At 71.5% G+C, this 20,295-nt stretch carries 20 protein-coding genes; 10 read left to right on the forward strand and 10 right to left on the reverse strand.

Annotation, left to right across the window (positions count from 1 at the left end):
* Positions 1–13: 13 nt before the first annotated feature.
* The 3 genes from L2C96_RS39855 to L2C96_RS39865 are packed head-to-tail and all read left to right on the forward strand — an operon-like array spanning position 14 to position 2,303.
* Positions 14–748 (forward strand): YcnI family copper-binding membrane protein, encoded by a 735-nt coding sequence (locus L2C96_RS39855; protein WP_237339791.1) that lies wholly within the window; start codon positions 14–16, stop codon positions 746–748.
* Positions 748–1,281 carry a copper resistance CopC family protein gene (locus tag L2C96_RS39860; RefSeq protein WP_237339792.1) on the forward strand — a complete coding sequence of 178 codons (534 nt, stop codon included), beginning with the start codon at positions 748–750 and terminating at the stop codon, positions 1,279–1,281. The genes L2C96_RS39855 and L2C96_RS39860 overlap by 1 nt, the downstream gene beginning before the upstream one ends.
* Positions 1,278–2,303, forward strand: coding sequence for a CopD family protein (locus tag L2C96_RS39865; protein WP_237339793.1), 1,026 nt, complete (start codon positions 1,278–1,280; stop codon positions 2,301–2,303). The genes L2C96_RS39860 and L2C96_RS39865 overlap by 4 nt, the downstream gene beginning before the upstream one ends.
* A 155-nt stretch (positions 2,304–2,458) precedes the next feature.
* Here L2C96_RS39865 and L2C96_RS39870 read toward each other — a convergent pair whose 3' ends face one another.
* Positions 2,459–3,367, reverse strand: a complete 909-nt coding sequence (locus tag L2C96_RS39870) for a phosphotransferase family protein (protein WP_020416310.1) — start codon at positions 3,365–3,367, stop codon at positions 2,459–2,461.
* Between the two features lie 4 nt (positions 3,368–3,371).
* On the reverse strand, positions 3,372–4,754 hold the full coding sequence (locus tag L2C96_RS39875) for a helix-turn-helix domain-containing protein (protein ID WP_017986057.1): 1,383 nt from the start codon (positions 4,752–4,754) through the stop codon (positions 3,372–3,374).
* Between the two features lie 284 nt (positions 4,755–5,038).
* Between L2C96_RS39875 and L2C96_RS39880 the strand changes: the two genes are divergently transcribed.
* Positions 5,039–5,365, forward strand: coding sequence for a hypothetical protein (locus L2C96_RS39880; RefSeq protein ID WP_020416308.1), 327 nt, complete (start codon positions 5,039–5,041; stop codon positions 5,363–5,365).
* A 13-nt stretch (positions 5,366–5,378) separates the two neighbouring features.
* Complete coding sequence (locus L2C96_RS39885; protein ID WP_020416307.1) at positions 5,379–5,777, forward strand: hypothetical protein; 399 nt, start codon at positions 5,379–5,381, stop codon at positions 5,775–5,777.
* Positions 5,778–6,026: 249 nt separating this feature from the next.
* On the opposite strand, the gene L2C96_RS39890 is transcribed toward L2C96_RS39885, so the two are convergent.
* Entirely contained in the window at positions 6,027–7,274 is a 1,248-nt protein-coding gene (locus L2C96_RS39890; RefSeq protein WP_237339794.1) for an MFS transporter, read from the reverse strand.
* Positions 7,271–8,545, reverse strand: coding sequence for a GH1 family beta-glucosidase (locus tag L2C96_RS39895; protein ID WP_237339795.1), 1,275 nt, complete (start codon positions 8,543–8,545; stop codon positions 7,271–7,273). Before L2C96_RS39895 ends, L2C96_RS39890 begins: the two co-directional genes overlap by 4 nt.
* 121 nt (positions 8,546–8,666) lie before the next feature.
* Between L2C96_RS39895 and L2C96_RS39900 the strand changes: the two genes are divergently transcribed.
* Positions 8,667–9,293: a TetR/AcrR family transcriptional regulator gene (locus L2C96_RS39900; RefSeq protein WP_020416304.1), complete on the forward strand. Its 627-nt coding sequence runs from the start codon at positions 8,667–8,669 to the stop codon at positions 9,291–9,293.
* Between the two features lies 1 nt (position 9,294).
* On the opposite strand, the gene L2C96_RS39905 is transcribed toward L2C96_RS39900, so the two are convergent.
* Positions 9,295–10,203, reverse strand: a complete 909-nt coding sequence (locus L2C96_RS39905) for an SDR family oxidoreductase (protein WP_237339796.1) — start codon at positions 10,201–10,203, stop codon at positions 9,295–9,297.
* A gap of 84 nt (positions 10,204–10,287) precedes the next feature.
* Between L2C96_RS39905 and L2C96_RS39910 the strand changes: the two genes are divergently transcribed.
* Positions 10,288–10,860: a TetR/AcrR family transcriptional regulator gene (locus L2C96_RS39910; RefSeq protein ID WP_237339797.1), complete on the forward strand. Its 573-nt coding sequence runs from the start codon at positions 10,288–10,290 to the stop codon at positions 10,858–10,860.
* 32 nt (positions 10,861–10,892) lie between these two features.
* Here L2C96_RS39910 and L2C96_RS39915 read toward each other — a convergent pair whose 3' ends face one another.
* Positions 10,893–12,080 carry an amino acid deaminase/aldolase gene (locus L2C96_RS39915; RefSeq protein WP_237339798.1) on the reverse strand — a complete coding sequence of 396 codons (1,188 nt, stop codon included), beginning with the start codon at positions 12,078–12,080 and terminating at the stop codon, positions 10,893–10,895.
* Positions 12,081–12,165: 85 nt separating this feature from the next.
* Here L2C96_RS39915 and L2C96_RS39920 point away from each other — a divergent pair, with 85 nt between their 5' ends.
* Positions 12,166–13,473: a D-arabinono-1,4-lactone oxidase gene (locus L2C96_RS39920; RefSeq protein WP_237339799.1), complete on the forward strand. Its 1,308-nt coding sequence runs from the start codon at positions 12,166–12,168 to the stop codon at positions 13,471–13,473.
* An 8-nt stretch (positions 13,474–13,481) separates the two neighbouring features.
* Here the strand turns inward: L2C96_RS39920 and L2C96_RS39925 are convergent, their stop codons facing one another.
* The 4 genes from L2C96_RS39925 to L2C96_RS39940 form a co-directional block, all read right to left on the reverse strand.
* Positions 13,482–14,822, reverse strand: a complete 1,341-nt coding sequence (locus L2C96_RS39925; RefSeq protein ID WP_237339800.1) for an ADP-ribosylglycohydrolase family protein — start codon at positions 14,820–14,822, stop codon at positions 13,482–13,484.
* Positions 14,823–15,473: an SDR family oxidoreductase gene (locus L2C96_RS39930; protein WP_020416299.1), complete on the reverse strand. Its 651-nt coding sequence runs from the start codon at positions 15,471–15,473 to the stop codon at positions 14,823–14,825. It abuts the gene before it with no gap.
* 21 nt (positions 15,474–15,494) lie between these two features.
* A complete protein-coding gene (locus L2C96_RS39935) occupies positions 15,495–16,130 on the reverse strand; it encodes a hypothetical protein (RefSeq protein WP_027935593.1) in 636 nt (211 codons plus the stop codon).
* 277 nt (positions 16,131–16,407) lie between these two features.
* On the reverse strand, positions 16,408–18,153 hold the full coding sequence (locus tag L2C96_RS39940) for a serine/threonine-protein kinase (RefSeq protein WP_051123472.1): 1,746 nt from the start codon (positions 18,151–18,153) through the stop codon (positions 16,408–16,410).
* Positions 18,154–18,251: 98 nt separating this feature from the next.
* Between L2C96_RS39940 and L2C96_RS39945 the strand changes: the two genes are divergently transcribed.
* Positions 18,252–19,322: an HpcH/HpaI aldolase/citrate lyase family protein gene (locus tag L2C96_RS39945; protein ID WP_020416297.1), complete on the forward strand. Its 1,071-nt coding sequence runs from the start codon at positions 18,252–18,254 to the stop codon at positions 19,320–19,322.
* Complete coding sequence (locus L2C96_RS39950; RefSeq protein ID WP_237339801.1) at positions 19,319–20,188, forward strand: HpcH/HpaI aldolase/citrate lyase family protein; 870 nt, start codon at positions 19,319–19,321, stop codon at positions 20,186–20,188. The genes L2C96_RS39945 and L2C96_RS39950 overlap by 4 nt, the downstream gene beginning before the upstream one ends.
* The last annotated feature ends 107 nt before the right edge of the window (positions 20,189–20,295 follow it).

A 20,295-nucleotide genomic window follows, 5' to 3' on the forward strand; every position in this document is an offset into this window, starting at 1 on the left:
TTTCAGGAGCATCATGACGAACAACGCCGTCATCCGGCGCGGGCTCGTGCTGGCCGGCACCGTCGGGATCGCGGGCCTGCTGGGCGCGGGCGTCGCGTCCGCGCACGTCACCGCGAACGTCCTCGGCTCGGAGCCGCAGCAGGGCGGGTACGGGGCGATCACCTTCCGCGTGCCGAACGAGGAGGAGAACGCCGCCACCGTCAAGGTGGAGATCGACTTCAAGCCGGAGTACGCGATCAGCTCGGTGCGGTACCAGCCGATCCCCGGCTGGACCGCGGAGGTCACCAAGACCCCGCTGCCGGCGCCGGTCAAGAACGGCAAGGGCCTCGACGTCACCGAGGCGGTCACGAAGGTCGTCTTCACCGCTCAGCCGGGCACCAAGATCGGCCCCGGCGAGACCCAGTACCAGGACTTCGGCATCACCGCGGGCTCGCTGCCCGCGGTCGACGAACTGGTCCTGCCCGCGATCCAGACCTACGACAACGGCACGGTCGTCGCGTGGGACCAGGTCCAGGCAGCCGGCGCGGAGGAGCCGGAGCACCCGGCGCCCACCGTGTCGCTGGCCGCGGCTTCGGCCTCGGGCGACTCGCACCACGCGAAGACCGCCGCCGCACAGGCCGCCGCGGAGGAGTCCGCCTCCACCGACGACACGGCCCGCTGGCTCGGCGGCGCCGGACTGGTCGTCGGCGCGCTCGGCCTCGGTGTCGGCGCCGGCGCGGTCCTGCGGTCCCGGAAGGCGTCGAAGTAATGCGCCGCCTGCTCGTCACGGTCGCCACCGCACTGGTCGCGCTGGTCGTCACCGCCACCCCGGCGCTGGCGCACAACGTGCTCGTCTCGTCCGACCCGGCCAAGGACGCCACGCTCGCGACCGGGCCGTCGAAGATCACGCTGACCTTCGACGCGCCCGTGCAGGGCGGCAACGTCAACCAGGTCTCGGTCACCGGCCCCGGTGGCACGCAGTGGGCGGAGGGCGACGTGCAGATCAACAGCAACGTCGTCACCGTCGGCGTGCGGCCGCTCGGCCCGGCCGGGCAGTACACCGTCGGGTTCCGGATCCTGTCCGCCGACGGGCACCCGGTGACCGGCGAGGTGCCGTTCACCCTCACCACGGCCGGCAACGGCACCCCGGCCACGGCCAGCGCCGCGACCGGGGCCGACACGGCCGCACCCGCCGCCCAGTCCGGCGGCGGGGTTCCGGTGTGGGTGTGGATCGTCGGCGCGGTGGTCCTGCTGGCCATCGGGCTGACGTTGGCTCTCCGGATGGGCAGGGAGAAGGCGTGACCACGGCGGCCGGGGCCACCTCGCAAGTCCGTTACCAGGCGATCGTCGCGATCGTCACCGCCGCGCTGGCCGGCACGCTGATCGGCGTCGCGCTGACGGCGACCGCGCCGGTGCCCGGGGTGGCGGAGGTCAGCGAGGTGGTCTCGGTCGCCATCCCGATCGTCCGCGTGCTGCTCGACCTGGCCGCGGTGACGACGATCGGGATCGCCCTGCTGTCCGTGCTGGTCGGGTACGACCGGCCGAAGCTCACCGAGCCGATCATGCGCCGCGCCCGTCCGATCGCGCTGGCCGCGTCGCTGGTGTGGACGACGACCGCGCTGGTCACGCTCGTGCTGCAGACCGCCGAGTACCGGCCGCAGGTGCCGACGGTGAGCTTCGCCGACATCTGGGACTACGTCGTGCAGGTCGGCGCGGGCAAGGCGCTGCTCGTCGTCGCCGTGCTCGCGCTGGTCCAGGTCGGGCTCGGGGTGCTGACGCTGCGGCACGGCGAGAAGGTGCCCGCCGAGGTGCGCGTCGGGCTCGGCCTGTTCGCCCTGCTGCCGCTGCCGGTGACCGGGCACGCGGCGAACTGGGACTACCACGACTACACGATGATCTCGATGGAGCTGCACGTCATGGGCGCGGTCGCGTGGACCGGCGGCCTCGGCGCGATGGTCGTGCTGCTCGCCGCCAACCGGACGCTGCTCGCGCACGCGCTGCCGCGGTTTTCCAAGCTGGCCACGCTGTGCCTGGTCCTGGTCTCGGCGACCGGGCTGTTCAACGCGGTCGTGGAGATCCTGCTCAACCCGACGATCGGCCTGTTCACCGCGCTGTTCACCACGCCGTACGGGCAGCTCGTGGTGCTCAAGCTGGTGTGCGCGGCCGGGATCGCGGTGCTCGGGGCGATGGTCCGGTGGAAGCTGATGCCGCGGATCGTCCGGCACGAGCGGACCGCGCTCGCGACGTGGGCGACGCTCGAGCTGACCGTCATGGGGCTCGCGTTCGGGTTCGCGGTGGTGCTCACCCGGGCCCCGGTCAGCTAACCGTCAGTAGCTGCAAGTTGCACGCGTGGGGGACGGATTAATCCACCCAGGGTGACTAGCCGGACCGAATTTCCCACCGCGCGCACAGGGATCCGGACATACGACGAGCGGTCTCCTGCGGTCGGTAAATGTCCCCGTTTTTCCCACGATGTGGACTAGCGGTAGCGGGCCCACTCCGTGCCGGCGCGGCCCGCGCGCAGGTCGCCCAGCCGTCGCCGCAGCTCACCGCGCACGTGCGGGTGGCTGCGCAGGATCGGCAGCACGCTGGTCACGAGCTTGAGCTCGCGGGCGGCCCGCAGCACGGCGAACCCGTCCCAGGTGGTGACGTCGAAGCCGTAGACGTCGGCGAGCATGCGGTACCGGCCCGCCGGGTCCCCGAACCGCTCGCGGCCGACGGCCAGCGGCGTGAGGTCCCACTCCGGCGGGCCGAAGCACGCGGAGTCGAAGTCGCACAGCACCGGCCCGTCCGGGCCGACGATCACGTTGCCCGGGTGCGCGTCGCCGTGGATCAGGCTCCGGTCCAGGGGGAACTCCAGCTCGCCGAGCGCGGCTTCGACCTCGGCGCTGCGGCGCAGCAGGAACCGGCGGTCGTCCGGGTCGAGCTCCTCCGCGTCGGCCACGCGGGCGCGCACGTCGGCCAGCGGCGCCCACTCGCCGACGCCGTCCGGGGCGGGCAGGGCGTGCACCCGGCGCAGCAGTCTGCCCAGGTCGGCGGCGTTCGCGCGGCGCTCGCCCGGCGGCACCCGGACCCACGCGGTGACGACGTGCTCGCCGACGTGGATCGGCTGGCCGACGCCGGGCAGCAGCCGGATCGCCGGCACGTCGTTGGCCTCGAAGTGCCGCGCGACCTCGACGACCTTGGCGACCCGGTGCCGCAGCGCACGCGACCCGACGATGCGCATCACGACCGGCGCGCCGGCCAGCTCGTAGACGGCGTTGTTGGTGAACCGCAGCAGCCGGGCGCCGCGGTGGTCCAGACCCAGGAGGGCGCACGCCTCGGCCAGCACGGCGGCCAGTTTCTCCTTGGTGAACCGGCCGTCCAGCTCGTCCGCGACGGTGCGCATCTTCCTAGGCGGCGAAGAACGAACTGATGCGTTCGTCCAGGTCGCGGGCGTCGGGGTTGTTGCGGCGCTTGGCCGCTTCCTCCTGCATCGGCATCATGCGGTCCTTCACGCGGGCCGACTTGAGGCCGTCCGCCGACTCCAGCGCCAGGCGGCCGATGCGGGCGCCGTGGTCGATGTCGCCGTCGATGAGGTGGTTGGTGGCCAGCGCGGCCTGGTTGAACACCTTGCTGCGCTGCATGTCCTCGCCGTAGGCCTCGATCGCCCTGGTCAGCGCCGGGATCGCGTACTGCGTGTGCTTCGTGTCGACACCGCGCGCCAGTACCGTGTGGACGGTGCCGATCATCGCGTAGACGTCGGTCTCGTTGAAGAACTTCACCCAGTCCTCGGCCTCGGCCACGTTCGCGCGGGCGAACTCGTCCTTGGCCAGGCCGAGCAGCTTCAGCGACTGGTCCTCGTTGCCCATCATCGCGTAGGCCCACGCCTGGTTCGCCGCGAGCACGGAGATCGCCAGCTCGGAGCCGGATTCCTGCGCCGCGATCTGCCCCAGCTGGAACAGCTTGAGCGCGTCGTTGGGCGCTTCCTGGTGCAGGTAGACCCGGCCCATCCGGTACAGGATGTTGGCCACCAGGTGGTCGTTGTTGCCCTGCTTGGCCAGCTCCAGCGCGTTGGCGAAGTGCCCGCGCGCGGAGTCCATCAGTCCACTGTCGAACGACGTCCAACCGGCCAGGCTGTGCAGGTCGGCCAGCGCCACGAACAGGCGCGAGCGGACCGGGGTGGCCGCGGAGGAGTCGAGCATCTGCTGCCCCCAGGACAGCTGCGCGACCACGGCGTCGCGGCAGAAGCCGCCGCCGTACTGGTAGTCGAGCGCGCGCAGCGCTCTGGTCGCAGCCTCGACCTGGCGCACGTCGGTCATCCCGATGTGGCCGGGTGCCGGCGTCCTCGCGGGGCTCGCCGCCCATGCCCTCGGCGACGATCCCAGGATGGCCGCCCCCATCGTGACCTGGGCGGCGTGCGCGAGGAAGTTCCGCCGCTTCACGGACTCGTCCTCCTCAGCCTGCTGCTCGTCGGCTGCGCCGACGACCTGAATCTCGGTGGCCTCGTCGTAGGCGAGGCCCATGTATCCACGGGGGACACCCAAGCCGTCGGCGATCCGGGCGAGCACGTCGTAGGCCATCACCTGGCGGCCCTTGAGGATCTCCGAGACCTCCGACTGGGACTGGCCGGTGAGTGCGGCGATCTGGCGCTGGGAGATGCCCTCCTTGCGCAGGTTCCGGTACACGGCACTGATGTTGCGGGCGGCCAGGGCCTCCCTCATCTCCCGCTTCTCCCAGGCATCCGAGCTGATCGGGTGTCCCTGGCGGGCATCAGTGTTGTCACCGGCGTCCATTGCGCCCCCTCACCGTCCTGTCGGGCGTCGATTCGCAGCGTAGGCACACCCATTGAACCCTGGGAAACGTCGTTGCGGGAGCCCTGATCGGTCGGGGTGAACTCCGGCGACCGTTCACCGGCTCGCCCGCGCCGGTCGCCGCTGTGACCGCGGTTCGCCTTCTCTTCGGCTGCGGTTCATCGCAATCTAGTTCTCGGGTTCGGCGTGACCGAGCGGATACGCCCCGCGATCACGCAGAGCTACGACGAACACGGACAGCAAGCCCGAAGCAGAGCGGAGACACGGTGGAGTTCATGAACTCGATCTCGGCACCACGCGCCCAGGTCCACCGGCGGTCCTTCGCCCCGGCCGGTGCGCCGGTCGCGAGCCGGTCGGCGATGCCCGCGCCGGACCCGCGTGCCGCGCAGCTGCGCCGCTACGAGGGTGGTCAGCTGGTGTGGCGGGTGCAGTGCGGCGACATGATCAACCGCGACCGCTGCGTCACCGTGCTCGTCCAGGACGACCAGGTGGTCCTCGTCGGACCGCCCGGGGAAACGGCCCGCCTCACCGCGGGTCAGCTCGGCCAGCTCCAGGCGGCGCTGAACGAAGCCGCCAAACTGGCGGAAAGGTGACGGTGAGAATTCCGTGGATCAGATCCTTGGGCAGGTCCTCCGCAACGCGGTTTGGGAGCGCCTCGACATGCTCGCCGATCTCGCCACCAGGGCGGACGCGCAGTCCCTCGTCTCAGTGGCCCGGTCGGAACTGCCGCGGCTGACCGAGGGCTGGCGCGCGATGCTGACCGCTCACGAGCCCGACGAGCGGGGCGACTGCCCCACCTGCTCCACCCGGTGGCACCGCTGCAAGGCGCCGTGCTCGGTGTGGCAGGTCGCGCACGAGCACCTCGTCGCCGGCGGTCTCGCCCCCCAGCAGGACCTGCGCCGCCCGTCGCGCCGCAAGCCGAAGGTCCCGGCACAGACGCGCGGTACGACGCCGGGTGAGACAACCGGTCGTCACGCGCTGATACCGCAGGTCGCGAACCGCTGACCACTCGGCGATTAATCGAAAAAACTCGGTAACAACCTCTAGCGGAACACCCCCGTCACCGCTATGTTGTCGATCATGGTCGAGGACGCGAAGTTGCAGATCGCACCTTGACCGCCCCGCCCTCGTGGCCCCGAGAACTCCGCGGACCGGTGCCGTTGCACTCCCCTCCCCCGACCGGCACCGGCCCGCGGGCCCAAAGGTACGGAGCTGAAGGGCTCCTCCGAATCCCGGAGGAGCCCTTCGGTGATTTCAGCGCACCGAGCGGACACCGAGGACGAACGCCCCGGCCGCCAGCGTCGCGACCGCCGACGCGGCGAACAGTCCCGGGTAGCCGCCGAGTTCGGCCAGGATGACGGTCGCGGCGACCGGCGCGATCACCTGCGGCAGCGCGTTGGCGATGTTGATGACGCCCAGGTCCTTGGCGCGGTCCTGCGCGGCGGGCAGCACCTCGGTGAGGATGGCCAGCGCCACCGCCCAGTACGCGCCGAACCCGATCCCGAGCAGCGGGGACGCCGCCAGTGCCGCGGGCCAGGTCTGCCACAGCACCAGCACGATCGCCGCCGCGGCCATCACCACGACCGCGCCCAGCACGAACGGCTTGCGGCGGCCGGTCCGGTCGGACAGCGGGCCGACCACGAGGCCGCCGACCACCAGCGCGACACCGTAGAGGCTCATCATGATCAGCAGCCCGGTGTCCGGGTCCGGGTGGTGCACCGCGTCCTTCAGGAAGAACAGCAGGAAGAACGTGCCCAGCGAGTTGCCCAGGTTGATCAGGAAGTGGCAGCCCCAGGCCCACGCGAAGTCCGGGTGCCGCCGCGGCGAAACCCACAGCTCGCCCAGGACCGCGCGGAACCCGGTCGCCGGGCGCCAGTCCCGCGGCAGGGCGATGTCCCGCGTGCGCAGCACGAACGCGGCCGCGCCGAGCACCACGACCGCGGCGCAGCCGAGGTAACCGCCGGGCAGGCTGGTGACCAGGACCGTCACCAGCACGGCGCCGAGGACCGTGCCGAGCATCTGGCTGATGCCGACGAGGCCGCCGATCCGCGCCCGCTGGCCGACCGGGACCCGGTCCGGCACCGCCGAGGTGAGCGTCGCGAGCATGCCGCCGAGGCCGGCCTGCACCAGGCACCAGCCGACGACCATGACCGCCACGTTCGGCGCGACCGCCAGCACCACCAGGCCGAGCGCGCCGCACAGCGCGCCCGCGAGCGTCCACGGGTGCCGCCGCCCGAACCGGGAGCGCGTGCGGTCCGAGGCCAGCCCGACCAGTGGGTTGGTGAGCAGCGCGACCACCGCGCCGACGCCGGTGACGATGCCGAACACCAGCTCCTTGTCCGCGGCGTCCAGGTGTTCGGCCTGCTCGGGCAGCAGCAGCTGGATCGGGGCGTAGATGCCCATCCACAGCCCGATGTTCGCGCCGAAGAGCAGGCCGATCCAGCCGGCCCGGACCGGGACCTCGGGTTCGGCGAGCGCGTCGGGCGTCCGCGTTCCGGTCATGCGCGCACCAGCTTCCGGTACCAGGAGAAGGAGTCCTTGGGAGTCCGGCGCTGCGTTTCGTAGTCGACGTGCACCAGTCCGAACCGCGGCGCGTACCCCTTCGACCATTCGAAATTGTCGAGCAGCGACCAAACGAAATACCCGCGGACTTCAACTCCCGCCGTTATCGCGGCGGCGACGGACCGCAGGTGCGCGTCCAGGAAGTCGATGCGCTCCTGATCGTGAACGCCGTCGAAGCTCGCGCCGTTCTCGGTCAGGTAGACCGGCGGCAGCTTCTCCCCGTACCGGTCGCGCAGGCCGGCCAGCAGCTCGAGCAGCGCGGCCGGCACGATCGGGGAGTCGTTGGTGGTGCGCGGAAAACCCTCGATCGGGCGAAGTTCGAACGGCAGCGGATTGCCCGCGCCGGGCGCCGCCGCGCCGTGCGGCTCGTAATAGTTGACGCCGTAGAAATCCAGCCGTTGAGCGATGTTCACCAGGTCATCGGCGTATCCGGCGGGAAGGTGCGGTTCGATTTCCGCGGGATAACTGCCGAGTAGCACCGGGTCCGAAAAGGTCCGGTTGAGCAACGCGTCCAGCCAGTGCGCGGCATCATGATCAGCTCGGGAGTTTGAAGTAGGCCAAACTGGACAATGATGGTTGGCGGTGCCGATGTTCGACGCACCCGCGGCCCGCAGAGCCTGGACCGCGAGGCCGTGGGCGAGGTGTTGGTGGTGTGCGGTGGGGAGGGCGTCCAGCAGCAGTGTCCGTCCGGGCGCGTACTCGCCGATCGCGTACCCGAACACCGTCGTCACCATCGGCTCGTTGAGGGGGATCCACATCCGCACGCGATCAGCGAAGCGCTCGCCGAGGACCGAGGCGTACTCGGCGAACCGGTACGCCGTCTCCCGGTTCAGCCAGCCGCCCGCGTCCTCCAGCGGTTGCGGGGTGTCCCAGTGGTAGACCGTCGCCACCGGCGCGATGTCCGCTTCGCACAGCGCGTCGATCAGCCGGTCGTAGAAGGCCAGGCCCGCTTCGTTCGGCGCGCCGGACCCCGCCGGCTGGATCCGCGGCCAGGCGAAGGAGAAGCGGTAGGCGCCGACACCCAGCTCGGTCAGCAACGCGACGTCCTCCGGCCAGCGGTGGTAGTGGTCGCACGCGACGTCGGCCTGCCCGGGGGCGAAGGTGTCCCACACCGACGGCCCGCGCCCGTCTTCGCTGGTCGCGCCCTCGATCTGGAAGGCCGAAGTGGACACGCCCCACAGGAAGCCGGGCGGGAAGGCGAGGTTCTCCACGAGCGACGTCCCTTCATCGGGGCTAACGTGAAAAGTTCTCAAATGCTAGCCCTTCCCTCGACCGGGGGGAAGCGGTCCGGCGCGCTAAAGTCCCTGTTCAGAGCACCAGAAGGAGCACAACGTGTCGGAGACCCAGGCGACGACGACCCCGCTTCGCCGGCAGCCCGTCCAGCAGCGCAGCGCGAAGCGGGTCGAGCAGATGCTGGACGCGAGCGCCGAGCTCATCGACGAGGTCGGTTATGACGCGTTGACCACCACCCTGATCGCGAAGCGCGCCGGGGTCGCCGTCGGTTCGCTGTACCAGTTCTTCCCCGACAAGCGGGCGGTCGTGCGGGCGCTGACCCAACGCAACCTGGACCGGTTCGTGCAGGCGGTGAGCGAGCGGCTGAGCCGCGAGGACCCGCGGCACTGGTGGGACGTCGTCGACTCGGTGCTGGACATCTACCTGGAGATGCACCGGACCGTGCCGGGCTTTTCGAAGGTCCACTTCGGCGACGTCGTGGACCGGCAGCTGCTCGACGACAGCCGGGACAACAACCGGGTCATCGCGGACTCGCTCGCCGACCTCGTCGGGAAGTACATCGACCTGAACACGCCGCGCCTGTCGCTGGCGATGACGGTCGCGATCGAGGCCGCGGACGGGCTGCTGAAGCTGGCCTTCCACCGCGACCCGCAGGGCGACGCGGAAATCGTGGGCGAGACCAAGCACCTCATCAAGCAGTACCTGGCCTCGCGCCTCGGGGAATAGCTCAATCCTTCTCGAAGTAGTGGCCCGCGTCGAGGTCGGCGAGCAGGCCGGGGTGCTCCGGCGTCCAGTCCAGCAGCCGCTGCGTGCGCTCGCTGGACGTCAGGTTGTCCATCGCCGCGAAGCGGGCCAGGAAGCCGAAGTGCGCCTCGGCCTGCTCGGCGGGGATGCTCTCCGTCGGCAACCCCAGGTGACGGCCGATGGCCTCGGCGATCTGCCGGAGCGGGACGCCCTCGTCCCCCACGGCGTGCAGCCGCGAACCGGCCGGCGCCTTCTCCAGCGCCAGGCGGTAGAGCCGCGCGGCGTCCAGCGTGTGCCCGGCGGGCCAGCGGTTGGCGCCGTCGCCGAGGTAGCCGGACCGGCCCGCCTTGCGCGCGGCCGCGATCAGGACCGGGACGAAGCCGTGCTTGTCGAGTGAGCTGTGCACGATCGGCGGGAGCCGGACGACCGAGGTCCGGATCCCGCGGTCGGCGAACCCGGCGAGCTCGTTCTCCGAGTCGACCCGGTAGCCGCCCGGCATCACGTCCTCCTCGGTGGCGGCGCGGTCCAGCCCGAGCCCCGCGACCATCGCGGTGCCCGAGGTCCCGACCAGCGGCTTGCCCGTGCCGGCCAGCACCTCGCCGAACGCCCGCACGACGGCCAGGTCGGTGTCGCCCGCGGCCGCGAAGTCCCCGGCGGTCATGGCTTCGTGGTCGAAGGCGAGGTGGATGACGCCATCCGCTTCGGCTGCCGCCTCCCGCAGGCCGTCCAGGTCCCGCAGGTCGCCCCGCCGCACCTGCGCACCGGCGGCGGCCAGCTTCGCGGCCGAGGCCTCCGACCGCGCCAGGCCGACCACCTCGTGACCGGCCGAAAGCAGCTCCGGGACGACCGCCGAACCGATGTGCCCGGACGCGCCCGTGACGAAAACACGCATGCAATCCTCCTGAGTGATGTCACTTGGTGACATCAACAACGGTAGCACCGCATGACACCTGGTGTCATCACCTAGACTGAGCGAATGGTCCGGTGGGAGCCCAACGCGCCTGAGCGGCTGTCGCGCGCCGCGCTAGAGCTGTTCACCGAGCGGGGGTACGACAACACCACGGTCGCGGAGATCGCGGAGCGGACCGGGCTGACGAAGCGGACCTTCTTCCGGCACTTCGCCGACAAGCGTGAGGTGCTGTTCGGCGGTCAGGACGCGCTGGGCGAGGTCCTCACCGAAGCGATCACCGGCGCACCCGCCACGGCCACGCCGTTGGCGGCGATCGGCTCGGCTCTCGAAGCCACCGCGGTGTTCTTCGGGCCGGAGCGGCTGAAGTGGGCGCAGCAGCGCCAGGCCGTCATCGACGCCAACCCCGAGCTGCAGGAGCGTGAGCTGCTCAAGCTCGCCACGCTCACCACCGCGTTCCGGGACGCCCTGCGCGAACGCGGCACGCCGGAACCCGACGCGAGCCTCACGGCCGAGATCGGGAACCTCGCCTTCCGGCTCGCGTTCACCCGCTGGATCGACCCGGCCAACCAGCTGGACTTCGCCGAACTGACCCGGCGGACGCTCGACGAACTGCGCGAGGCGGCGGCGACGCTGGCCTGAGTTGTCCACAGGGTTGTGGACATGTGGACAAGTCAGCCGAAGTTCTGGCGTTCGCCCCGGTAGGTGGGCACCGTGCGCTCCACCCGGCCGTCCACCACGATGTGGTAGGCGTCGAACCGCTCGGCGAGTTCGCCCGCCTTGGCGTGCCGCATCCACACCCGGTCGCCGACGCGCAGGTCGCGTGCCGCCTTGCCGGTGACGGGCGTCTGCACCTCACCGGCGCCCTCGAACGGCAGCAGTCGCAGCCCCGCCGGCAAGTGCGGGGACGGCAGACGGCTCGCCGAAGCCGGGCCGGAGGCGACGAAACCGCCGGAGTAGAGCGTGGCGATGTGACGCGCCGGCTTGTGGACGACCGGGAGCGCGAACAACACCGCGGGCTTCGGGTGGAAGCGGGTGTAGCCGTCGAACAGGGTCGAGCCGATCAGCCCGGACCCGGCGGCGACCTCGGTGACCACCCGGTCGGCCCGGGTCAGCTCGATGCTGCCGCTGCCGCCGCCGTTGACGAACTCCAGGTCGGCGACCTCCCGCACCGCGTGCACCGCGGCCGTCCGGCGGCGGGACAGCTCGGCCGACGAGCGGCGCTGCATCCAGCGCACGGCGAGGTCGTTGAGGCGGCTGCCGGTGGCGTCGCCCAGCCCGGCGATCTGGCCCTCGTAGGCCATCACCCCGGCCAGGCGGAAGCCTTGGCGCGCCACGATCTTCCGCGCCAGCGCCGCGGCCTGCTTCGCGGTGAAGACCGGCGAGCGGCGGGTTCCGACGTGCAGGAACGGCAGCGGGCGCCAGGACGCGTCGAGTTCCAGGCACACCCGGATCTCGGGGTGGTCGTGGCCCAGCGCGGCGTCCACGAGGTCCAGGTGCTCGGCCGAGTCGACCACGATCGTGATCGCGGCGCGGGCTCGCTCGTCGGCCGCGAGTGCGCGCAGGGCGCCGAAATCGGCTGTCGGGTACGCGACCAGGATGTCGTCGCTCGTGCCGAGGCCGGCGTGCCAGAGCGCCTCGGCCAGCGAGTAGCACATCAGCCCGGCGAACCCGGGCGTCGCGAGCGCGCGCTCGATCAGGTAGCGGCAGCGCACGGACTTGCTGACCAGGCGGATCGGCAGGCCCGCGGCGCGCTCGACCAGATCGGCGGCGTTGGCGTCGAACGCGGCCAGGTCGACGACGGCGAGCGGCGGATCGACATCCTTCGTCGCCGTGTCGTACGTGGTCGCGGAGGTCGTCATGCTAGGACCGTACGTCAGAACGACTTGAAACGCGAATACCTTTCACTTACGGTTTCGTCACTCGACACGGACGGGTGAGCACTTCATGAGCCGGTGGCACAACTGGGCGGGAACCGCGAGCGCGGACCCGCAGCGCATCCACACCCCGCGCAGCGCGGCCGAGATCGCCGAGGTCGTCACCGGCGTCGCGGTGAACGGCCGCCGGGTCCGCGCGTGGGGCAGCGGGCACTCGTTCACGCCGATCGCGGTGGCCGACTCCGACGCGATCGACCTGCGCGGCTGGACCGGGATCGCCGCGGTCGACGCCGGGAACCACCGCGTCACCGTGCGGTCGGGCACCACGATCCGGCAGCTCAACGCCGAGCTGGACGGGCTCGGCCTGGCGCTGACCAACCTCGGGGACATCGACGCGCAGACGATCGCGGGCGCGGTGTCGACCGGGACGCACGGCACCGGCGCGCGGCTCGGCGGGCTGGCCACGCAGATCGTGCAGCTGGAACTGGTCCTCGCCGACGGTTCGGTGGTCACGTGCTCGGCCGACCGGCAGCCGGACCTGTTCGCCGCCGCCCGCGTCGGGCTCGGCGCGCTCGGCGTGATCACGCACGTGACGCTGCAGTGCGAGCCGGCGTTCGCGCTCGCCGCGCAGGAACGGCCGGAGCCGCTGGAGCAGGTGCTGGAGGGGTTCGACACCTTCGCCGCCGAGAACGACCACTTCGAGTTCTACTGGTTCCCGTACGGGAAGAACGCGCTGGTCAAGCGCAACAACCGGCTGCCTGCGGGTGAGGTGCCGCGCCCGTTGAGCCGGGCCCGTGAGTTCCTCGACTACGAGATCATGGAGAACGTCGCGTTCGGCACGCTGTGCCGCATCGGCCGCGCGGTGCCACGACTGGTCCAGCCGCTCGGCCGGTTCGCGTCGGCAGTGCTGTCGGCGCGGGCGTACTCGGACACCTCGCACCGGGTCTTCGTGACCCACCGCGGGGTGCGGTTCGTGGAGTCGGAGTACGCCGTTCCACGTGAATCACTGCACGAGGTCCTGCGCGAGCTGCGGGCGCTGGTGCCGCGGCTGGAGAACCCGGTGGCGTTCCCGGTGGAGGTCCGTGTCGCGGCGGCGGACGACATCTGGCTGTCCACGGCGCACGGCCGCGACTCCGCCTACATCGCCATCCACCAGTTCGTGGGCATGCCCTACCGCGAGTACTTCGCCGGCTTCGAGTCGATCGTCGGAGCCGTCGGCGGACGCCCGCACTGGGGCAAGATGCACACCCTGGACGCCACCGCGCTGCGCGAGCGCTACCCGCACTTCGACGACTTCGTGAAGGTGGCACGACGCTGCGACCCGGCCGGGGTGTTCCGGAACTCCTATGTGGACCGTGTGCTTGGCCCGTTGCCCTAGGCAGCGCGTCAGTCGTGCCAGTAACGGCGGATCCACAGTGGATCATTCGGCGGTTGCGGCCCGAACTCGGCGAGCAGGTCGCGGGTGAGCACCTCGATGACCTGGTACAGGTCCAGCGGCGCGAGCAGGCCGCGCGGCACGGTCTCGATGCCCCACCGGGCACCGGCGAGCGCGCCGGCCAGCATGCCGGTCGCTGCGGTGTCGCCGTCGTGGTTCGTCGCGAGGGACAGGGTTTCCCGCACGTAGTCGGTGACGACGACCGCGTAGACGGCGGCTCCGAGCGCCTGCGCACCGGTGGTGATGCCGCCGAAGGTGGCGGTCAGCTGCTGCGGTGAAGCCGGCGCCTCGACTGTGCGGGCGAGTTCGACCGCGGCGTCGATGGCCTGGACCACCGGGGCGGCTTCCGGCTGGTTCAGCAGCCGGGCCGCGGCGATCGCCGCCGGCAGCGGTTGCCCGCGCAGGAGTTGTTGCAGCAGAACGACGAACGCGCCCGCGGCCAAGTGGTCCTCCGGCCTGGGGTGGGTGAGGCGGGCGCTGTCGACGCCGATCTTGAAGCCGAGCGCGGGGTCGTCCGTCCACAGTGCCAGCGGCACGGCGCGCGCGACGCATCCGGGCCCCTCGCAGCGCCCGAAGTCCCGCTCCTCGCGCGCGTGCCGGATGAGCAACGTAGCGAGGGTGTCGTCGGCGGAGCGCCGGTCGAACATGTCCCGGTGCCGCACGAGCCAGCCGGTGTTGCGGTACTCCTGCGGCAGCGGGCCGAACACATCGTCGGGCGGGAATCCCTGCGTGACCGCCCAGCGCCGGTACCCGAACGTCACGTGCATCGCCGGGTTGGTCGTCAACGGCGGTCCGGGGATGGCCCGGTCCGCCGCGTGCGGTCCGATCATCGACTCGGCGGTGAACAGCATGAGCTGGGTGTTCGGCGAGACCGGCGCGACGCCGTTGGGGAACGCGGGCTCGGTGAACCACCGCTCGTTCTGGCGCCGCAACGCTTCGGCGCCCACCGCCGCGACCCGGTACCCCATGGCGTCCCCGAGCGCGGCCGAGAAGACCGCGCCGAGGAACCGGCTCTCGATGCCCGGCTGCCCGCGGCGCCGCTGGCCCGTCCCGTGGTCGGCCAGCATGATCTCCCGCTGGCGCTGCAGGTACTCCGCCTCCGCGTCCGCGGGCGGGTCGACCTCGAGGTGGTGCAGGTTGTAGTCGGACCCCTCCGGCCGCTGCTCCATGCCGAACGGGGCGCGGTCCACGTGCCGCATCGTCCACTCGTAGTGCCAGTCCGACATCTTGCGCGACCGGCGGCGGGCCTCGTCCGCAGGCCAGCCCGCGATCTCGATGCTGTCTGGTGTCATTTACAAGCGGGTGATCGCCTCGTCGACGGGTGTGTTGCCGGTCACCAGTTCCAGCGTGCGGCGGAACGAGCGGGGCTCCTCGAAGAGCGCGATCAGCACCGCGGCGACGTCCTCGCGTGGGATCTCGCCGTAGTCGACCTTTTCGGCCAGGTGGACCTCGCCGATCGCGGGCTCGTCGGTGAGGCGTCCGGGGCGCAGGATGGTCCAGTCCAGGTCCCGGGCGCGCAGGTCGTCCTCGGCGGCCTTCTTCGCGCGCAGGTACGCCGCGAACACCTCGTCGGTGCCGGGGCGGGCCGGGCGGTCGACGCCGATCGAGCCGATCTGGATGTGCCGCCGGACGCCGGCGCGCTCGGCGGCGTCGGCGAACAGCCGCGCGGCGCCGAGGTCCACCGTCTCCTTGCGGGCCGCGCCGCTGCCGGGGCCCGCGCCCGCGGCGAACACCGCGACGTCCGCGCCCTTCAGCACGTCGGCGACCTCGTCGACCGCGGCGGACTCCAGGTCGAGCACGACCGGCTCGGCGCTGAGGTCGCGCAGGGCGGGGGCCTGCTCGACGTTGCGGATGATGCCAACGGCCTCGTCCCCGGTGCCGGCCAGCAGCCGCTCCAGGTGACGCGCGATCTTCCCGTGCCCTCCGGCGATGACGACTCGCATGGGACCGACTCTAGGCCGGGGTCAGGCCACCGGCAGGTCGTAGGAGGCGAGCAGCTGCTCGTAGACCATCTCGTTGATCCAGCGGGACACCGCGTCCTCGGGGAGGAGGATGCGCTCGCGGCGCACGTCGATGTCCAGGTCGACCCGGGCGTCCTCGTCGGCGGTGACCACGCCCACGCCGTAGGAACGGGCGCGCGGCAGGCAGTTGTCCAGGTAATCGCGGCTCAGCACGGCCGACGTGGGCAGCACCACGGCCGCCTCGCCGTAGCGGCTGAACGGCACGGCGGAGGCCATCGCGGTGCGCCAGTGGCGGGCGACGGCGAGGACGCCGACGATCTCGGCGGCCGGGGCCGGGGCGGTCGGCGCGAACTCCGGCCACGTCCAGGTGGCGACGGTCGCGCGGTCGGTCACCGGGGCGACGCCCATCGCGATCCGCTCGGCGTGGGTGTCGGTGCGCAGCTTGGCCACGACGCACACGCGGCGGCCGAGCATCGTGACCTCGGGGAGGACGACGCCGTGCCAGCCCAGCTGGGCGGCGGCGTCGCGGGCCAGCACGCTGACGCTGGCGGGCAACTCGACGGGCGGCACCACGCGGGTGGGGAACGATCGTCCGCCGGCCACCACCGAGTTTCCGGTGTGCCCTGGTGTAACCGCCACGATCCGCCTCCTCTTACCGCTGATTCCCTACCCGCACCTCGTGAAAAGAGGCACATGGAAAGAGGTACCAGGGGTGGGCCGGTTGATCTGTGGACAACGGGAGCGCCTGCGATCGGCGGCGCTCAACGGTCGGTGACCGGTCGATGAGCGGTATCGGGACTTCAGCCCGACACTGCTTCCGAATGGGTGACGGACCGCTGAACGACCCGACGCCCAGCGTCTCCGTACCGCCGAACGGAGCAATTCCATTCGCGTTCCACTGTGGACAACGAACGGATCAGGGCAGGAGTTCCCGGCCCAGCGGGGTCATCAGGTCGGCGACCTCCGAGTAGGGAACCACGACCTCGTGGTACCCGCATGCCATCGGGTAGTTCCGCGCGTCCGTGGCGAGCCAGAACACCACTCCGTCGGGCCGGAATCCCAGCTGGAGCGCGGGCGCGTCGAGGATCCCCCACGGCCGCAGGTCCCCCGGCGCGAGCGGGGTGCGCTCGCCGAACGGCTCGCTGCCGTCGCAGTAGCCGCCGGGTGAGCGGGCGAGGATCCGCGCCTCCAGCGCGCTCATCGCGTTCTGGTCGGCCGCGATGCCGTCGAAGACGTCCCCCGCGGTGATCACCTGCCCGGTCGACAGGTCGACGTTGAGCCACAGGACGGCGTAACCCCCGTGGTTGCCGAACTGGCTCGACTGCACCGCCAGGTCGTAACGCACGGACACGATCCGCTGGTCCTGCCGCCCGATGGTGACCTTGTTCTCGATCACCGGGTCCTCCGTCGGGTCGAGGATCCCGGACTGGACGTAACCGGTGAAGTCGTCGAGCGGTTTCGCGAGCGCGGCGTTGACCCGGTCCTGCAGCGCGGGGTCCCGCATCCCGCTCACCGCGGCGTACTGGGCGTCGACGTGGAAACCGGCGCCCGGTTCGGTGCGGGTCAGCAGGTTCACCTGCACCGCCGCCTGCTGCTCGGCGGGTGGCGCGGCGGCGACCGGCGGCAGGGTTTCGCCGTTGCCGATCACCGCGATCGTGCCGATCACCGCGCCGACGCCGACCGCGACGGCCACCAGCGTGGCGCCGATCTTCGCGCCGAGGCCGATGCCGGTGCCGACCGCTGCCAGCCCGCCCGCCGCTGCTCCCGGCGCGGCCGCGGTCCCGGCGCCGAGCAGCGCCAGCGGCGACAACGCCAGCAACGCCCCGGCCCGCTGCGCCAGCCTGCCCAGCCCGCGCTGCTCCCAGTCCGGGCCGTACCCGGCGACCGCGGCGGTCTCCAGTTCGGCGACGAACTCGGCCGCCGCGGACGGCCGCCGGTCCGCCTCCTTCGCCATGCCCCGCGCGATCAGCTCGCGCACCGGCCCCGGCACCGCGTCGAGCGGCACCGGCGCGTTCTCGTGCTGGTCGCGGAGCTCGTCGGTGGTCGCGCCCTCGTACGGCTGCCGCCCGGCGATGCTCTGGAAGAACACGCAGGTCGCGGCGTACACGTCGGTCGCCGGGGTGGCGGGCCCGCCGCGCCACTGCTCCGGCGCCATGTACGCCGGGGTGCCCGCCGGCACGCCGGGCCGCCCGGCCAGCACGGCGATGCCGAAGTCGACCAGCTTGCTCTCCCGGCCCGGCCCGACCAGCACGTTCGCCGGTTTGTAGTCGCGGTGCACGACACCCGCCTGGTGCGCGTCGGCCAGCCCGAGCAGCGAGCCCTTCAGCACCGCGAGCGCCGACTCGGGCGGCAGCGCGCCGTCGTGACCGAGGACCTCGCGCAGGGAGACGCCGTGGATGGCCTCCATCACGATCGCCGCGCCGTGCGGGCTCTCGTGGAACTCGTAGAGCCGGGCGACGTGCGGCGACTGGATTCGGCTCAGCAACTGCGCCTCGTGCCGGAACGCGGTCAGCCGCGCCGGGTCGCCGAGGTGCTTCCCGAACAGGTACTTGATCGCCACCGGGGTTCCGGAGGTGTCGTGCCTGGCCAGCACCACCTCGCCGAACCCGCCCTCGCCCAGCAACCCGACCTCGGTGAACCCCGGCACCGCCCAGTTCCGCATCCGCACCTCACTCCGAGGTGAGCTTCGCCGCAGCGGTTCCCCTGGTTTCGTGGTTAGGGTTACTCGTCGGTTACCACGGCCGTGCCAAGGGAGGACGGATGCGCTCGCCGAAGGACTTCTTCGCGCCCCTCGCCGTGGGGGCGCCCGACCCCGTCCGCGAGATCCCCGCGCTGCCGTCGCGGATGATCCACTTCTTCGACCCCAGCAACGCGAAGATGGCGGCGAAGGTCCCCGACCTTGCCAAGAAGGTCGACGTGCTGCTCGGCAACCTCGAGGACGCGGTGCGCGCGGACCGCAAGGAGGCCGCGCGCCAGGGCCTGGTGGAGATCGCGAAGGCCACCGACTTCGGCTCGACGCAGCTGTGGACGCGGATCAACAGCCTCGACTCGCCGTGGGTGCTGGACGACCTGATCACGCTGGTCACCGAGATCGGCGACAAGCTCGACGTGATCATGGTGCCGAAGGTCGAGGGCGCGCAGGACATCCACTACGTCGACCGGCTGCTGGCCCAGCTGGAAGCGCGGGCGGGTCTGCGCAGGCCGCTGCTGGTGCACGCGATCCTGGAGACCGCGAGCGGGGTCGCGAACGTCGAGGAGATCGCCGGCGCGAGCCCGCGCATGCAGGGCATCTCGCTCGGCCCGGCGGACCTCGCCGCGAGCCGCCGCATGAAGACGACGCGCGTCGGCGGCGGGCACCCCGGCTACCTGGTGCGGACCGACCCGGTCGGCGAGGACCTGCACGAAGGCCGCACGACCTTCCAGCAGGACCTGTGGCACTACACGGTCGCGCGGATGGTCGACGCGTGCGCGATGCACGGGATCCTGCCGTACTACGGGCCGTTCGGGGACATCCGGGACGTGGTGGCCTGCGAGGACCAGTTCCGCAACGCGTTCCTGCTCGGCTGCGTCGGCACCTGGACGTTGCACCCGGTGCAGGTGGACATCGCGAAGCGGGTGTTCTCGCCGGAGCCGAAGGACGTCGCCTGGGCGCGGAAGGTGATCGCGGCGATGGGCGACGGCACCGGCGCGGTCATGATCGACGGGAAGATGCAGGACGACGCCTCGGTCAAGCAGTGCCGGGTGGTCGCGGAGCTGGCGGACAAGCTGGCCGAGCGCGACCCGGAGCTGAAGCAGGCGTACGACGAGGCGACGAAGGAAGCGCTGGCATGAGTGGAGTGAAGCCGCGGCGTTCGGTGCTGTACATGCCGGGCGCGAACGAGCGGGCGCTGGAGAAGGCGAAGACGCTGCCCGCGGACGCGCTGATCCTGGACCTGGAGGACGCGGTCGCCCCGGACGCGAAGGAGGCGGCGCGGGAACGGGTGTGCGCGGCGGCGGCGTCCGGCGACTACGGCAGTCGCGAGGTGACCATCCGGGTCAACGGACTGGACACCGAGTGGCACGACGCGGACCTGCGGGCGGCGGCCCAGGCGGGCCCGGCCGCGGTGGTCGTGCCGAAGGTCAACTCGGCGGCCGAGGTGCACAACATCGAGCGCGCGCTGGAACTCGGCGGCGCCCCCGATGCGACGAAGATCTGGGCGATGGTCGAAACCCCGGTCGCGATGCTGCACGCGGAGGAGATCGCGGCGGCGAGCGAGCGCTTGACGGTGCTGGTGATGGGCACCAACGACCTGGCCAAGGAGCTGCACGCCGAGTTCGTCCCCGGCCGCGCCCCGCTGCTCGGTGGCTTGTCGCTGTGCCTGCTCGCCGCACGGGCGACGGGCAAGGTCATCCTGGACGGCGTCTACAACGACGTGAAGGACCTGGCCGGTTTCGAGGCGGAGTGCCTGCAGGGACGGCAGTTCGGGTTCGACGGCAAGACACTGATCCACCCGGGACAGATCGAGCCGTGCAACCGGGTGTTCGCGCCGTCGGAGGACGAGGTCGCCCAGGCGCGGAAGATCATCGCCGCGTTCGAGGAAGCCAAAGCCGAGGGACGCGGCGTGGTGACCGTGGACGGGCGGATGATCGAGAACCTGCACGTGGAGAACGCGCAGCGAATCCTGGCACTGGCAGAAGCGATCGCCGGAAAGAACTGATTTTTCCAACGACAACAAGAAACCGGCACCCGGCAACGCAACGCCACCGACCACCCCAACCAGACCTCCCCCGCCCCCGATCCACAGCCGATCTTTAGTCGCCGACC

The sequence above is a fragment of the Amycolatopsis tucumanensis genome (assembly GCF_021654135.1).
Taxonomy (GTDB): domain Bacteria; phylum Actinomycetota; class Actinomycetes; order Mycobacteriales; family Pseudonocardiaceae; genus Amycolatopsis_E; species Amycolatopsis_E tucumanensis.

Coding starts and splice junctions, on each gene's coding strand:
- L2C96_RS39855 (WP_237339791.1), top strand. CDS start 14: ATGACGAACAACGCCGTCATCCGGCGCGGGCTCGTGCTGGCCGGCACC.
- L2C96_RS39860 (WP_237339792.1), top strand. CDS start 748: ATGCGCCGCCTGCTCGTCACGGTCGCCACCGCACTGGTCGCGCTGGTC.
- L2C96_RS39870 (WP_020416310.1), bottom strand. CDS start 3,367: ATGCGCACCGTCGCGGACGAGCTGGACGGCCGGTTCACCAAGGAGAAA.
- L2C96_RS39875 (WP_017986057.1), bottom strand. CDS start 4,754: ATGGACGCCGGTGACAACACTGATGCCCGCCAGGGACACCCGATCAGC.
- L2C96_RS39890 (WP_237339794.1), bottom strand. CDS start 7,274: ATGACCGGAACGCGGACGCCCGACGCGCTCGCCGAACCCGAGGTCCCG.
- L2C96_RS39905 (WP_237339796.1), bottom strand. CDS start 10,203: ATGCGTGTTTTCGTCACGGGCGCGTCCGGGCACATCGGTTCGGCGGTC.
- L2C96_RS39910 (WP_237339797.1), top strand. CDS start 10,288: ATGGTCCGGTGGGAGCCCAACGCGCCTGAGCGGCTGTCGCGCGCCGCG.
- L2C96_RS39915 (WP_237339798.1), bottom strand. CDS start 12,080: ATGACGACCTCCGCGACCACGTACGACACGGCGACGAAGGATGTCGAT.
- L2C96_RS39920 (WP_237339799.1), top strand. CDS start 12,166: ATGAGCCGGTGGCACAACTGGGCGGGAACCGCGAGCGCGGACCCGCAG.
- L2C96_RS39925 (WP_237339800.1), bottom strand. CDS start 14,822: ATGACACCAGACAGCATCGAGATCGCGGGCTGGCCTGCGGACGAGGCC.
- L2C96_RS39930 (WP_020416299.1), bottom strand. CDS start 15,473: ATGCGAGTCGTCATCGCCGGAGGGCACGGGAAGATCGCGCGTCACCTG.
- L2C96_RS39940 (WP_051123472.1), bottom strand. CDS start 18,153: ATGCGGAACTGGGCGGTGCCGGGGTTCACCGAGGTCGGGTTGCTGGGC.
- L2C96_RS39945 (WP_020416297.1), top strand. CDS start 18,252: ATGCGCTCGCCGAAGGACTTCTTCGCGCCCCTCGCCGTGGGGGCGCCC.
- L2C96_RS39950 (WP_237339801.1), top strand. CDS start 19,319: ATGAGTGGAGTGAAGCCGCGGCGTTCGGTGCTGTACATGCCGGGCGCG.